We start from the raw sequence: 13,867 nt of genomic DNA, 5'->3' as shown, positions 1-13,867 counted from the left end.
CGTATTTCCTTTTATAATTTCCTTTACAATTTGAAAGTGCAAGCGACTTGGTCAGCTTTTTAAGGCAGATAAGGATCCGCCAGTAAAGGCGCTTTTTGCCAATACTTTCGGATCCGTTCTGACCTAGGTGTCAGGCGCTGAAGCTGGACAGAAATACAAGAAATTATATCCTATGTCTAATGAGCTGCTGCATGATGCTGTTTCATTTTTTTCAGCCCTTGATTTCGATTAAAATATTTTTTGATATATGGTATGACAAAGCGGTCAGCCCCGTAAAACCAAGTTACCGCACCGGCTGCCATCAAAAGCATAGCGGCAGTATAGAGAATGGGATTCGTGCTTGTTGTCCCTGCCAGCATAAAGTTCAGATTCATAAATGCACCTGCTAAAAGAGCCGGCAGTGTTGCAAGTCCAACGATTAATGCGATTCCGACAAGTGCTTCACCCCATGGAACTAGAACATTAATCAGCTCAGCATTAGGTAATGCTGCATGTTTCAGAAAAGCCGCATACCAGCCTTGGACGGCAGGATGATCTCCGCCCGCTTTCGCAATTGCTCCCTGCAGATACCCTGTTGCATCAAAACCGCCTGTAATTTTACCAATGCCTGCTTCAAACCATTGTATACCAAGCCAGATCCGCAGAACCGTCCAAACAACTGCCATCTTTGTTCCTCTAAACCATGCCATCTTAAACATCTCCTCTTTGTGAATCTTTTCACATAATTAGTTAAAAAAAGGAAAATAATTTGACAAGCCAGCTTATGTCAAGAAAGTTTGTGAATATTTTCACTAACTTTCTATACCCTTACTATACTCCGATTTATTAAGGAAAACAATCGCTTTCACAAAATGTTCATGGAATTTTTTTCTATGCTGTTTGGCATAAAAAAACAGCCTTACTGGCATCGCCAATAAGACTGCATCATGTATTCAAATTTTTATGACAATCCGGTTCCCAGATGGATCTGCCGTAATAAAGTCAGCGTTTACTTTCGTAACCTCTGCACCTAATTCTTTTACTTGCTGAATAGCTTTATTTCTAGCTTCTTCATCAGCATAGACGAGTGTAAACCATTTTAATCCGACGCTGTTTTCGGACGGAGCCGGTGCCCCTTCTCCTGCCCAGGTATTTAAACCGATATGGTGATGATAGCCCCCTGTTGACATGAAGAGAGCCTGTCTGCCATAACGGGTGACAACTTCAAATCCCAAGCCTTTGCCATAAAACTCTTCTGTATCCTTCAAATGTGAAACGTGCAGATGGATATGTCCCATTACCGTCTTTTCAGGAAGAACAGTCCATGGTTCACCTTTCCCTTCAGCTAAGACACTTTGTGCGTCAAGCGGTTCAGTCGCCATTGACACTTGACCCTCTTGCCATGTCCACTCAGTTGCTGGCCGGTCTGCATAAATTTCAATGCCATTGCCGTCAGGATCATTTAAATAAAGAGCTTCACTTACATAATGATCGGATGCGCCAATCGGATAGTTGATCTGAACCAGATGCTGCAGCACTCTTCCTAAGTCTGAGCGCTTTGGAAGCAGCAAAGCAAAATGATAAAGCCCCGTTGTATGTGGCTGTTTAGCTGAAACATTTTCCGGCTGCTCAAGTGACAGAAGAACCGTCTTGCCGTCAGCTGTCAAATTGGCATGCTGTTCAGTTTGATCAAGGATCTTAAAACCGATCACATCCTGATAAAACGCTAATGCCCTTTTTAAATCCTGAACTTTCATGCTGACTTGGCCAACATAGGTATGCGGATGCTGATGAAACTCCATAAATGAATCCCCCTTTATGATCACTTTCATTAACTTACTTTATGTAAGTAATTATATTTTCGTAACTAACTTAAGTCAAGCAATATTTTACATTGACCGATAAATAAATCACTTAATTTTATAGACTTCCCAAATTATCTCCATCATACTTAATAGAAAAACTGAATGTTTTTTAACTGAGGTGTTCTTATGAAGCATCTAATAAATCTTTTTCACTTTGGATACCAGCAAGCCATGTCATGCCTTTTTCCGGTAATTATTTTTCTAACACTTGCATTAACAAAATACATAGAAGTTCCATTCATTGCCCGCTACGATCTCATTTTGCTGATTTGTCTTTCAGCTCAGATTCTAATGATTCTTTTCAAGTACGAAACAGCGGATGAAGTGAAAGTCATTTTTGTATTTCATATTATTGGACTTGCTCTTGAACTTTATAAGGTGCAGATGGGTTCGTGGGCTTATCCGGAAGATGCGGTAAGCAAAGTATTCGGAGTACCGTTGTACAGCGGATTTATGTATGCGAGCGTGGCAAGCTATATGTGCCAGGCGTGGAGGAGAATGGATTTGCGGATCAGCAGCTGGCCGGCATCTTGGATTGTCGTGATACTCGGAGCTGCTATCTACTTTAACTTTTACACTCATCATTACATCTATGATGTGCGATGGATTTTGAAACTTCTAATCTTGCTTGTTTTTCTAAAAACGTTTGTCTCTTTCACTGTAAACAAAACAACCTATTTCATGCCTCTTCCTTTATCTTTTTTTCTAATCGGATTTTTCATTTGGATTGCAGAAAATATTGCGACATACTTTGGGGCATGGGCGTATCCAAACCAGCAGGCGCAATGGGAAATTGTCCACATCGGCAAAATCAGCTCATGGCTGCTCCTTGTGATTGTCAGTTTTATGATTGTGGCTCAGTTGAAGCATGTCAAAGAGAGCAGAAATCATGTTGAAACTGTAACTGCTGATCAATGATTGTGCAAAACTACAGCTAACGCGCTCGATTGTGATGACATATAAATCAGAAAAATCCAATCTTCCGATACCGATCCTCAATTACTATATGATTACATTAAACAAAGCTAGTTAACATAATCAAAGTTATCAGAAGAAAATGGCTGTAGAAGAACACACTGACTTTTCCCAAACGGGAATAATTCGGTGTGTTTTTGTTGGAATTTAAAACCGAAATTAGAGAGATATGAAAAAGATATCAATTGCCCCTGTTGATTTTTGGTGTCTTGTTGGTGAAAAACCCTTGTCCAAAAGGAGATTGACTAGGCTCCTTCTTTTTCGTGATCACCAGAAGACCTCATCCTATCAACATAGGATTGTAGGATGAGGTCTTCTGGTACTTAAGGTTGTCGCTGGATGAGCAGTAACGGTTATAGGGTAGAGATAGAAGTTTTATGAGGAAAGATATACGGAAATATGGAGAGGGATCAATAAATAGAAGAATAGGAAGAATGGTTTCTATAATGGCTAAGTTATGTATGACGATGAAAGTAGCGTTTTGATAGTAAATTGTTTGTACAATTCATATAGTTTTAGTTAAATTTGCTCTGTAATTATTTTCAATTTTTAGTATTTTTTCAACACTTTACCTGTTAAAATGAAATATGAAAATATTGTATAATTTGTTAATTTAAAGAATGAAGGGTGTAGTAACGTTTTGGAATTTCTGAAACTGTCAGGGGTATTATTAATTAAAATCGAGAAAATGCAAATGGAGGATATATATGTTAACTAAAAAAAATAGTTTTTTCATAGTCTTAGCATTTGTTTTATTGTTTAGTAGTTTTTCAAATGTTTATGCTTCAGGTATCTCATCTAGTGAAGTTGACTTAAATGAGAAAATCGTAACATACAAATTAAATATGATAGAGGATACTTTAAAAAGTGGAACAAATGAAATTACATATCATTGGACAGACATAGATGGGGTTAGCCAAAGCATAGACTTAGTTGTTATTGTAAATGAGGAAGGTGCTATTTCTTCTGTAAAGGAAAAGAGTATCTCAACAGTAAAGGAAGATGGTATTTCTCCAGCAGTTGAAAAAAATATTTCTTCAACTACAGAGATAAATGATATAAAGGCTTCTATTGAAGGAGAATCCTTAGTTGATATTCTTGCGGTTTATCCTGATGTACCCTTTAAGTTAAATGGGGGATCCACTAGCTCGCAATTTGTGAATACTCATGCTTTTGAAAGACATAAATATGACAAGAGCGTTACTAGTACTTCTTGTAGTAGAACTCGATATGCTAGTGATGTTGGTGTAAGTTCTTTAAGAAGTTCAACAGTCGCAAAACCTGATGAAAAGTTTTCCACACGTGTGGATGGAACATTTACAACAGTATATCTAAAGAGATTTCAAGGTAGACCTATGAATATAATGATATCTGGTTATGGTCTTACATATTGGCATCGTGTGATAACTAATCATACTGATTCTAGTTCAAGTACTCATTACCCCTATTGCAAATAAAATGAAGGAGGAGATTAATAAATGCGTATACAAAACCAAATGATTATTGAATGGACAATTGGCAATAATTATGACGACTTTTCATTTGAAAAACGGCTGGAAGAAGCTATAAAAATGCAAACGGAACTCCACCCTCTAAAAGAAGGAGAAGCATTGGAGATTCATCAAGTCTTTTATGTCGGTGAATTCAATACAGATAAAGTGTATATAATTATTTTAAATATCATACCAGAAAAAAAGTGAATGATTGTGAGCTAAGTAAGTGTTCAAAATATAAATGGGATTTATCTATTGTAGTACATGAATACGTTATACAAAACCAGTTAACATAATGAAACCTAGAGGCAGGTGCAAAAAACAAAACCCCTTATAATTCAAGGGGTTTTTTGACGGTCATTTTTATCGGCTATGCAGGATTTTATACAAGCCTGTTAAATCAACCTTTCCAGCTGTCGGAGAAGCCGAATGGCTGCATAATAAACCGATCGTTTATGCAGAAGTTCTTTGTTTCGATAAAGGGTCCTTTAGTGAACTATTAATATCCTGATCCATCATGGCTCCCATTGGAATTGATGCCATTTTGATTGATAACTTCTCCTAGCTTTTCATCTTGGATATTTTCATCAGGCGGAGTGCTTCCAGATTTTTTTTCAAGATAAATAGCAATACCGCCTAGAATAACGACAGGAGTCAATAAATATAACCAAATCATCCGATCACTCTCCAATAACATTAAGGTTATTTGTTTAAAAGGTTTATAATGCTGCTGCCAGTTAACACACCCATTCTAATAATGGGTGTGTTATACGAGGTTTTATATATTATGTGTTTTTATGTTTTGCACCTCTGAACCGAACCCGCTAAGTCAACCCCAAGCATTCTACCATTCCATCGGCACTTCTCCATATTTTCCCCACAGCTTTGGAAATCTTTTTTGCAGTTCTTCTTCGTCATCTTCTTCCCAGTCCAATTCAATTTCAGGCTGCATCTCAAATCCTTCAAGTTTGTCAAACAGCTCGTAATAATCGTCTTCATCGCGGCCTGTTTTTTCTTCAAAAGCCATGCATGCTGCTGATAAAAGCTCTTCTAGCTGAGGGAATTCCCCCTCTTCTTCCATCTTCTCAAGGAGTGGTATCAGCACTTCTGGATTGGATATGGCTGCTTCGCAGGTCTCTTTCCCCTGGAAAATAAGCCATGCTCTAAAGTAATCAAAACAATCATCTGAGCATCCTCCCATAATAATATAGGCGGCAGCCCATAAATTTGAAGAGTATGATTCGTTCATATACTTCTGAAGGATGTAATCGAAACGCACAAGATCCTTATTAGGCATTTTTGATAACGTATAGGTCAGCACCTCAATTTGTTCCTCACTGTCGGCTGCCTTCCTCTTGGCTGTTTGAAATAAATTCCAGAATGCATGCTCAGTCATAGAGCTTTCTTTCATAATTCCTTCTTTTTTTTCAGCTGGGAGATAGCCTTTTTTCATTTTTGCTTTGATCAGCTTTTCTGCTTCCTTCCTGCATTCTTCCTCGGATTCGAATACTTTTGTCTTGACCGCTCCGCTTGTCCCTATTTTTCCGTATGTAATCGTAAAAGAGGTATGATCCGTCTTTACTTTCCAAAATTTATTCGATGATCCATCTTTGTAAACCAAAAGTGTTTCCATCTCTTTCACCCTCCCTTTCTATCTATTTTACTTTGAATGAACTCCCTTTAATAAGTAAAAAATAGAAAAAAGCAAAACAAAAAGCATCACCGATTAAAGTCATGCCATCCATTTTCCCGCTATTCAGATATTTATCTCTATACCAGGCTGTAATCCCGCATCTCCATATATCTCTCGAGTTTTCTCTTTACCCGCTGGAGTGCATTGTCTATTGATTTAACGTGCTTATTCAGCTCTTCAGAGATTTCAACGTAGGATTGTCCGTCCATGTAAAGGGCCAATACTTTTCTTTCAAGATCACTCAGCATTTCTGCCATTTTCATTTCAATGTCCAGCGCTTTTTCCTGGTTGATGATCAAAGTGGCCGGATCCATTGTTTTTGTTCCGGGAATCACATCGAGCAGCGTGTGGTTATCATCTTCAAAAAGAGGCTTGTACAAAGAGACATAGGAATTAAGAGGGGTGTGCTTTTGACGGGTAGCTGTTTTAATGGCCGTAATAATCTGTCTGGTAATGCATAATTCTGCAAACGCCTTGAATGAAGCCTGCTTGTCCACTTTGAAGTCACGAATGGCTTTATAAAGCCCAATCATTCCTTCTTGTACGATATCTTCCCGTTCTCCGCCAATGAGAAAATATCTGCTTGCTTTGGCCCGGACAAAATTGCGATATTTGCTGATTAAAAAGTCGGTCGATTCTGAATCTCCATTTTGAACGAGTTCAAGCAAAACCTCATCTGTCAAATCAGCATAACTTGTTATCTTCCTCACTTCTAATGTAACACTCATACAGATCCCTCCGCAGATTTCATGATGATGATGGTCCCTCTCCAAAAACTAGCAACTAGGAAGTATGTTTATATTACCTCAGATAGTACCTGAAAGATATTTAAAAATATCGACTCTTGTTTACAGCGGAAGCCATAAAATAAGAAAAGATTGCAAGAATAGATAGGAAATTTGTCGAATATTGAGGATTTTTTGTTTATTCTGTCAGTATTTTGTTTAAAAAATAGGTTTTAAATGCAGGAAATGTGAATATCGGAGAAGAAAGGATTTTTCCTTCTTTATCAAGAAGAAATAGAGAAATGTATTTTAATGAGGTGATGCTGTGCTCGGATATTCGCTGCTTCTGCTTGGCCCCTCGATCATGATTGCTTTTGGACTGTACGCTATGAACAGTGTCCCCCTGACTTTTAGTCTGTTTTACGGCTGGCTTCTGCTGTTCTCAGCTTCAAGCATCCGACAAAGCCTTCAATTTGTTAGAAACAATGTACTCTTAAATAAAGGGGTCTTAACAGGTTTCGGTACTGGAATCCTCTTTTTATTCCTGATCTTCGGTACCGTTTCAGCTTTCCCTGACTCTTTTTTTGATGCAGGAAAGCTTCAGCAGCAGTTAATAGACTGGAACTTTACTGGCGGGCATCTAATCTGGCTTATTCTGATCCTGCTGATCGTCAATCCTTTATTGGAAGAATATTATTGGCGGGAATTTATGTACGCTAAGCTGATGCAAAAACTGAGTGTTATAAATACAATCCTGATTACATCCTTTTTCTACAGCCTTTATCACCTGCTGTCACTTATCTTCCTGTTTAACTGGCCAATCAATCTTTTTGCAGTCATCCCTGTCTTCCTGGCGGGAATGATTTGGGGATATTTTCGTCACCGATTCCGCTCACTGGTCCCTGCCATTCTGTGTCACATGCTTTCAGATTTAGGAATCATGCTTATTTACTTTAAATTTTTACACGTCTAATGCTTCACCTATTCTTCCTGGCCTTCTTATATGACATTGTCCTGCTCTTCCTGACTTTTGCAGGCGCAGCGGGTTTTCGATGAGGAAAAAAGAGCCAATAGAGATGCTTTGAAATTGCGTTTATCCCGTGATAAACAAGGCCTCCCAACAGGACAGAAAGAATGAAAATGGAAAGAGCAATAAAATCCTCTCCAGCTCCCCCATCAAAGTTGTTTTTCTCCATAAGCATGCCAAAAAAATACATGCAAAATACAAGCATTACTATGTATATGGCCACATCACGATATACACCGCCCATAATGGAATCATAAATCATAAAACCAGAAAAAATGATGCCTGCAAGGAGGACGAATAGAAAGATCAGCTGTGCCAAACCGAGAAAAAAACGGCTTACTTTTTTCAATGATAAAACTCCTTATCTCTTAAAATTGACTTTTGTTCAGCTGGAATAGGTCTTGCAGACAAATAGACCCCCGCTATGACAGATATTCCCCCTGCAAGCTGATACCACATTAAGGATTCACCTATAAATAAAACAGCAAAGATGACGGCAAAGACAGGAATCAAGTTCAGGAAAATTCCCGCTTTATTTGCACCAACTTTAACAACAGCCGTATTCCAGGAGATAAATGCAACTATCGATGCAAAAACCCCAGTATAAAAAATGGTGAAAATCGCTGAACTTGACCAAACAACTGGGATTTTTAAAATGAAAGTCTCATAAAAGGCCAGCGGAGACAGAACGAGAATTCCGACAGCCATACAAACGAGAAATGTGCTGTATCCGGGCAAAATCCCTGTATACCGCTTTATTAAAATCGAATAAATACTCCAGCAGACAACAGCTGCTAGTACAATAAAATCACCAGAATTAAACGAGAAATTGACAAGAACAGCAAGAGATCCTTTTGAAAGAATAAAAAGTAGCCCTGCAAGTGAAAGAATGGTTCCGATCCACTGATTTCTGTTCAAGCTCTCTTTTAGAATGAAAAAGGAGAGAATATAAATCATGATTGGAGTTGACGTATTCACTAACGAAGCATTAATGGATGTAGTATAATGCAGCGCAAGATAAAGAAGGCTGTTAAAACCCGCAATACCTGTTATAGACATCAAAATCAGGATGCGCCAGTTCTTTTTTAACAGGGAATGCTCTTTTTTCAGGTGTGGCCACGCAAATGGCAGAAAGATAATGAAAGCTGTACACCACCTGAGCACGGAGAGGGTAAATGGCGGCATGCTGTCCGTTGCCGCACGTCCGATGACAAAATTCCCTCCCCACAAAACCGTCGCAAGAACTAGAAGAAAATAAGGGTTGCGTTTATTCAAAGCTCTTCATTCCTTATCTGGATTTTACTTAAGCTTTTAGACTTCTGTGATAAGGTCTGACTTTCCTTCTTTTATAGAAAGAATTATTTGGGTCTATTGAAAGCTACTGCCGCATTATAGGCTGATTATGAAGTTTCAGAAAACAATAGATTATTTTTGCCTTATTTTCTCTTCATCTTCCCTTCAATCAATTCTAAAACTCTCTCATAATAAGCATCTTCATGAGGTACGAATCTCGTTTTATCTACTTCCGTTTGAATTGTTCTTCTAGTCTCATCCTGGTCCACCTCAAAACCTTCCACAAAAAGACTGCTTCTACTGCCTGAAATAAGCTCACTAAATGAATGCAAGTCTGCCCGAACCATTCCGGATACTTCTTCTTTTTGCAAGGTGAATGCCTCAAATGCCAGATTGAATGGATAGAAATAAACATGGGCTATTTCATTATCGATCAGGTCTGTTTGAGACACACAATACTTCAGGACATCCAGAAGAACCAGCTCTGAGAAGGAAACACGAATGCCGATTTCTTCTTCTACTTCGCGTGTTCCATCCTCAATCGTTTCATGGGCCAGGATGTGGCCTGCAGCCGTAATATCAAATAGATTTGGATAATCTTTTTTCTCTTTGCTCCGCAGCTGAAAATAGAGATACACCCTGTCGTTTTCTATTCCTGCAAACCAGCAGTGAAATGTTTCATGCCAGTTACCTATCTTATGTACATCGGCGCGGGATGCCTTTCCAATTGGATTGTAATTTTCATCAAAAATACGCAGTAATTCTTGTTCCACTTTAATGACCTCTCAGTTCTGTTCTTTCAATGCTTCATTTAACTTCCCATATCTTTATAAATAATCAGCGTTTCTAAGAGAAAATCTCTATCATAAGCTGTTTTAAGGTGAATACGATCAGCCCATTCTTCTATGGTCTCTGCATCCGGATCGTCGAACAATCCAATTTGGGTGCTTAAGAAGCTTTTCCAATTATAAAATTCCCAATGAGCTGTTTCTTCTCCATGTTGAACTCTTTTTTCTAAAAGCGGCTCCCGCTTGATTGTATTTTGTGAGAGTTCGGCAGCAGCCAGAAATTGTGTTCTTTCAATCGGAGCAGTTTGATAGATTTGTTCGGACGACTTTCCATTCGGACGATAGTACGTAATTTTTACATCATCTCCTCTAGGTTCCACTCTTATTTCTGCTCCAGGGAAAAAATTCTTTAGTTTTTCCGAAGTGAAATCCTCTGCATTAGTGTCTATCAATATCGGATTCAGCCACTGATCCCCTAAATCGCACAAATATCTTCTGCCGCTTTCATCCAGCGCGATGACTGCTCCGTGATCTTCTCCAATCGGGTAAGCATCGATTCCTGCATGTGCAAACTCATCCAGCAGCCAGATGGATAAATCAAAACAGTTGCCTGTTATGCCATACTGTTCCTTGTGTTCCTTCATTAAAAAAACATCTCTCTGCTTTTTTGAACCAGATCTCCTGAAATACCATGCCTTAGTGAGGGTTTCCATCGGAAATTCATCGAACTTTCTCCAGACTGACAAGATTTCCTCTGTTGCTTTCAATTTTCATCACCTTCCTATTCACTTCAAATAGACCAGGTTTCCCTGGTCTGTTGCTCTCAGCTTTTTCAGTTTACAAACTTCTCTTTTTCCTTCCAGAATTCCTTCCGCAGATGAACTTTTTGAATTTTGCCTGAAGCCGTTTTAGGCAGCTCATCTGTAAAGATCACTTTCGTCGGCGCTTTAAAATGAGCAAGCTTGCTGCGCGCGAAGGCGATCAGTTCTTCTTCGCTTGTCAGCATTCCGTCTTTTATGACAACTATAGCCTGCGGCGTTTCTCCCCATTTTTCATGCGGGACTGAAATAACAGCTGCCTCCTGCACGGCAGGGTGATCATACAGTACGCCTTCCACTTCAATTGAAGAGATGTTTTCTCCTCCGCTGATGATAATATCTTTTTTCCGATCAGCAATTTCAATGTTTCCGTCCTCATCTACAACAGCCATGTCCCCTGTATAGTACCAGCCGCCGCGAATGACTTCATCTGTACCTTCCTGGTTGTTCCAATAGCCTTCCATTACGCCGTTTCCGCGTACCGCAATTTCTCCGATTTCCTGACTGTTGTGCTTAACTTCCTCTCCAAGTTCATTAAAGACTCTTACGTCGCTTCCAATGAACTGATAGCCGGCTTTTGCTTTTAAACGGTATTTTTCCTCTGGCTTGAGATGCTGCTGTGTATCACGGATGATGGAAGTTGTAATGAGCGGAGATGCTTCTGTCATGCCATAGACTTGGATAAACTCCCACTTCAATTCCTCTTCCACCCGCTTTACAAATGCAGGAGGCGGGGCAGAGCCAGCAATTACAATTCGAATATCCTGCGGCTGCTTCGAATAGCCGTTCACTTCTGCGTATTGAAGAAGACTGTTTAAAACGGTTGGAGCCATGTGCATAACAGTCACGCCATAGTCATTGATCTTTCTGAAAATATCAGCCGGCTGCACTTTACGAAGACAGACCTGTGTTGCGCCATTTGCGGTGTAATAAAATGGAGAACCCCATCCATTCACATGGAACATCGGCAGCACGTGAAGGAGAATATCACGGTCTGAAACCCGAAGATGATGCATGGATGCTAGCGCATGCAAATAGTTGCTCCGGTGGGTCAGCATAACCCCTTTAGGCTTGCCTGTCGTTCCGCTCGTATAAAGGAGAGTGGCCAGATCATCCTCCTCCATTTCAGGTCGTCCGATTTCATCTTTTTCATATTGACTCAGCCATTGCTCATAAGCGATCGGACCATCTCCGCTGATTTCAAGACCGTGAACAATGATTGTTTTAACCGTTTTCAATTGATCTGCGACAGGCTCAATTTGTGCATAAAGCTCATGATCAACAAATAATACTTTCGTTTCACTGTGATTTAAAATATAAACATAATCTTCCGGTATCAGCCTCGTATTCAGCGGAACGATAACCGCTCCAAGCTGAAGAACGCCGTAAAATCCCTCGTACATTTCAGATGAGTTTGGTGCAAGATAAGCAACACGGTCCCCTTTTACAATCCCTAAATCCGTCAGCCCCCGTGAAAGCTGATTGACTCTTTCATTCACTTGTGCGTATGTAAATTCTTTTAACTCATCAATCACAGCTGTTTTCTCCCCGTACAGCTTAACAGCCCGATCTAAAAATTGCGGCAGCAGCAAAGGCACCTTCATTTCTCCATCCCCTTTTCCGTCGAAATATTCAATTATCTTCAAAGTCATTATAGCATATTTGGGAGAATGTGTTATATAACAAGTATTGCGGAAGCTTTAACACATCGAGATTTGGCTGCATAATTACAAGATCAAGAAGCCGACGCAGTCACTCCCTGCATCGACTTCTTCTTACTGTCTATCAACTTTAGTTAAAACCCTCAAATCCAGGCGTCTTAAAAAGGCAAACACAGCCGAACCGAGGAGAATCAAGGCGGAAACGGCAAAAACAGTCTGCACATTTGTCTGCTCTGTCAAATAGCCAAAGAGCAGGGATGCGAGTCCGAATGTTAAAGAAAGCATGGCACCCTGTGCTGCATAAACCTTTGGAAGCTGATCAGCTGATGCATTGTTTTGCAGCAGGGTCTGCATAGCTATGGACTTCAGCTGTTCCAGCACTCCGAAGGCAAAGGAGATGAAAAGAGCAAGCATTGGTATGGTCGTGAACCCAAACAGAAAAGTACAAAGGCTCAACCCAAATCCTGCAGCCATAATGATGGTGCTGAGTTTTCCACGTATAAAAGCAGATGCTTTTAAACCAATGAATCCGCCGAGGATCAACCCAATAAAAAAGCTTGCATTGATATAGCCCCACCATTCCTCTTCCATCTGCAGCTGTTCTTTTACATAGATATAGATAATCGCTGCAATCCAGACGACAAAGGCAATGGATTCAATAAAAGCAATAATAGTGAGCGTTTTTAAGGATGGATTTTTCCATATGAAGAGCCAGCCTTCTTTTAAGGAGTTCCATTTCTTTTTTGCAGGTTCAGTGTGGTCTGCAGCAGAATACTGATCTTTAATTTGCACCATCATGATGGTTGAGATGACGAATAATGCACATGTCATCCAGATAACATTGCTCCCCCCAATTGAAGCAGCCAGTATTCCTCCTATTGCCCAGCCCCCAAGCTGAACAGACTGATCCAAAATAGAAACGAGGCTGTTTGCTTTCACAAGTTCATTTGATGGAACCAATCTCGGGAGCATTGCGCTTACAGCTGGAGCTGCCCACCCATCCAGAAAAGAGATGACAAATACGAAAATAAAAAGCAGATATACTGGCCCTGATTGTCCAGTGAACTCATTAAACAGCGCCAGCATAAAGAGGATTCCCGTCTTCCCCGCCTGCGAAATAACCAGCAATGTTTTAAGCGAATATTTATCAATCAGGATAGGGGCTAAAAATCCGCTGATAAAACGGCCGATTGTGACAGTAAAAGGAACAGCCGCTATTAAGACGGCAGAACCTGTATAAAAGTAAAGCAGCGTAATCAGACCTACTATATAAAAAACATCTCCGCCCCCGGCTATTGATTGACCGAGCCAAAGAAAGCGAAACGATTTATTTTTCATGTAAACTACCCCTCTTTCTTTATATATAGGGCAGATTCTTACATTGGACTTCCCCTCCACGATAAATTTCAGGCTATGCCGCTGAGAATGTTAAGTAATTTGTACGCTATCCGATAATTAGAAAGGATGCCTTTTTACCATTCTCTTACTCTTATCCTACTTTAACGGCCAAGATTTTTGAATGTTTTTTTAAAATCCGCTTTCAAGAGGTT

General features: G+C 39.8%; 15 protein-coding genes. 4 read left to right on the top strand and 11 right to left on the bottom strand.

Going from position 1 to position 13,867, the window contains the following annotated elements; genetic code table 11:
* Positions 1 to 176: 176 nt before the first annotated feature.
* Positions 177 to 689, bottom strand: a complete 513-nt coding sequence (locus AC3ISE_RS05635) for a DoxX family protein (RefSeq protein ID WP_489223387.1) — start codon at positions 687 to 689, stop codon at positions 177 to 179.
* 243 nt (positions 690 to 932) lie between these two features.
* The gene (locus AC3ISE_RS05630; RefSeq protein ID WP_489223386.1) at positions 933 to 1,781 is read right to left on the bottom strand and encodes a VOC family protein; all 849 of its coding nucleotides are present in this window, start codon (positions 1,779 to 1,781) and stop codon (positions 933 to 935) included.
* Positions 1,782 to 1,970: 189 nt separating this feature from the next.
* Between AC3ISE_RS05630 and AC3ISE_RS05625 the strand changes: the two genes are divergently transcribed.
* The 3 genes from AC3ISE_RS05625 to AC3ISE_RS05615 all read left to right on the top strand — a co-directional run bounded on the left by AC3ISE_RS05625 (position 1,971) and on the right by AC3ISE_RS05615 (position 4,519).
* Positions 1,971 to 2,762: a DUF817 domain-containing protein gene (locus AC3ISE_RS05625; protein ID WP_489223385.1), complete on the top strand. Its 792-nt coding sequence runs from the start codon at positions 1,971 to 1,973 to the stop codon at positions 2,760 to 2,762.
* A 764-nt stretch (positions 2,763 to 3,526) separates the two neighbouring features.
* Positions 3,527 to 4,276 (top strand): hypothetical protein, encoded by a 750-nt coding sequence (locus tag AC3ISE_RS05620; RefSeq protein WP_489223384.1) that lies wholly within the window; start codon positions 3,527 to 3,529, stop codon positions 4,274 to 4,276.
* Positions 4,277 to 4,297: 21 nt separating this feature from the next.
* A complete protein-coding gene (locus tag AC3ISE_RS05615) occupies positions 4,298 to 4,519 on the top strand; it encodes a hypothetical protein (protein WP_489223383.1) in 222 nt (73 codons plus the stop codon).
* A 292-nt stretch (positions 4,520 to 4,811) separates the two neighbouring features.
* Here the strand turns inward: AC3ISE_RS05615 and AC3ISE_RS05610 are convergent, their stop codons facing one another.
* From AC3ISE_RS05610 to sigH, 3 genes are all read right to left on the bottom strand, one after another.
* Complete coding sequence (locus AC3ISE_RS05610; protein WP_489223382.1) at positions 4,812 to 4,988, bottom strand: hypothetical protein; 177 nt, start codon at positions 4,986 to 4,988, stop codon at positions 4,812 to 4,814.
* A 168-nt stretch (positions 4,989 to 5,156) separates the two neighbouring features.
* Positions 5,157 to 5,945 carry a DUF4240 domain-containing protein gene (locus AC3ISE_RS05605; protein ID WP_489223381.1) on the bottom strand — a complete coding sequence of 263 codons (789 nt, stop codon included), beginning with the start codon at positions 5,943 to 5,945 and terminating at the stop codon, positions 5,157 to 5,159.
* A 137-nt stretch (positions 5,946 to 6,082) separates the two neighbouring features.
* Positions 6,083 to 6,733, bottom strand: a complete 651-nt coding sequence (sigH, locus tag AC3ISE_RS05600) for an RNA polymerase sporulation sigma factor SigH (RefSeq protein ID WP_133311822.1) — start codon at positions 6,731 to 6,733, stop codon at positions 6,083 to 6,085.
* Between the two features lie 322 nt (positions 6,734 to 7,055).
* Here sigH and AC3ISE_RS05595 point away from each other — a divergent pair, with 322 nt between their 5' ends.
* Positions 7,056 to 7,703, top strand: a complete 648-nt coding sequence (locus AC3ISE_RS05595) for a CPBP family intramembrane glutamic endopeptidase (protein WP_489223380.1) — start codon at positions 7,056 to 7,058, stop codon at positions 7,701 to 7,703.
* Between the two features lie 4 nt (positions 7,704 to 7,707).
* Here the strand turns inward: AC3ISE_RS05595 and AC3ISE_RS05590 are convergent, their stop codons facing one another.
* The 6 genes from AC3ISE_RS05590 to AC3ISE_RS05565 form a co-directional block, all read right to left on the bottom strand.
* Positions 7,708 to 8,106, bottom strand: coding sequence for a hypothetical protein (locus AC3ISE_RS05590; RefSeq protein ID WP_489223379.1), 399 nt, complete (start codon positions 8,104 to 8,106; stop codon positions 7,708 to 7,710).
* A complete protein-coding gene (locus tag AC3ISE_RS05585; protein WP_489223378.1) occupies positions 8,103 to 9,032 on the bottom strand; it encodes a DMT family transporter in 930 nt (309 codons plus the stop codon). Before AC3ISE_RS05585 ends, AC3ISE_RS05590 begins: the two co-directional genes overlap by 4 nt.
* 161 nt (positions 9,033 to 9,193) lie before the next feature.
* Positions 9,194 to 9,823 (bottom strand): NUDIX hydrolase, encoded by a 630-nt coding sequence (locus tag AC3ISE_RS05580; protein ID WP_489223377.1) that lies wholly within the window; start codon positions 9,821 to 9,823, stop codon positions 9,194 to 9,196.
* A gap of 38 nt (positions 9,824 to 9,861) precedes the next feature.
* Positions 9,862 to 10,605: a hypothetical protein gene (locus tag AC3ISE_RS05575; protein ID WP_489223376.1), complete on the bottom strand. Its 744-nt coding sequence runs from the start codon at positions 10,603 to 10,605 to the stop codon at positions 9,862 to 9,864.
* Positions 10,606 to 10,670: 65 nt separating this feature from the next.
* Positions 10,671 to 12,260, bottom strand: coding sequence for a long-chain-fatty-acid--CoA ligase (locus tag AC3ISE_RS05570; RefSeq protein WP_489223375.1), 1,590 nt, complete (start codon positions 12,258 to 12,260; stop codon positions 10,671 to 10,673).
* 171 nt (positions 12,261 to 12,431) lie between these two features.
* Complete coding sequence (locus tag AC3ISE_RS05565) at positions 12,432 to 13,655, bottom strand: MFS transporter (RefSeq protein WP_489223374.1); 1,224 nt, start codon at positions 13,653 to 13,655, stop codon at positions 12,432 to 12,434.
* Positions 13,656 to 13,867: the final 212 nt, after the last annotated feature.

It is taken from the genome of Metabacillus sp. KH_069 (assembly GCF_057838075.1).
This window is presented reverse-complemented; position numbering and strand designations above follow the sequence as displayed.

Bases quoted from the DNA above. Each gene is read 5' to 3' on its own strand.
- AC3ISE_RS05565 (WP_489223374.1), bottom strand. From the start codon at position 13,655: ATGAAAAATAAATCGTTTCGCTTTCTTTGGCTCGGTCAATCAATAGCC.
- AC3ISE_RS05620 (WP_489223384.1), top strand. From the start codon at position 3,527: ATGTTAACTAAAAAAAATAGTTTTTTCATAGTCTTAGCATTTGTTTTA.
- AC3ISE_RS05615 (WP_489223383.1), top strand. From the start codon at position 4,298: ATGCGTATACAAAACCAAATGATTATTGAATGGACAATTGGCAATAAT.
- AC3ISE_RS05635 (WP_489223387.1), bottom strand. From the start codon at position 689: ATGGCATGGTTTAGAGGAACAAAGATGGCAGTTGTTTGGACGGTTCTG.
- AC3ISE_RS05570 (WP_489223375.1), bottom strand. From the start codon at position 12,260: ATGAAGGTGCCTTTGCTGCTGCCGCAATTTTTAGATCGGGCTGTTAAG.
- AC3ISE_RS05605 (WP_489223381.1), bottom strand. From the start codon at position 5,945: ATGGAAACACTTTTGGTTTACAAAGATGGATCATCGAATAAATTTTGG.
- AC3ISE_RS05625 (WP_489223385.1), top strand. From the start codon at position 1,971: ATGAAGCATCTAATAAATCTTTTTCACTTTGGATACCAGCAAGCCATG.
- AC3ISE_RS05630 (WP_489223386.1), bottom strand. From the start codon at position 1,781: ATGGAGTTTCATCAGCATCCGCATACCTATGTTGGCCAAGTCAGCATG.
- sigH (WP_133311822.1), bottom strand. From the start codon at position 6,733: ATGAGTGTTACATTAGAAGTGAGGAAGATAACAAGTTATGCTGATTTG.
- AC3ISE_RS05610 (WP_489223382.1), bottom strand. From the start codon at position 4,988: ATGATTTGGTTATATTTATTGACTCCTGTCGTTATTCTAGGCGGTATT.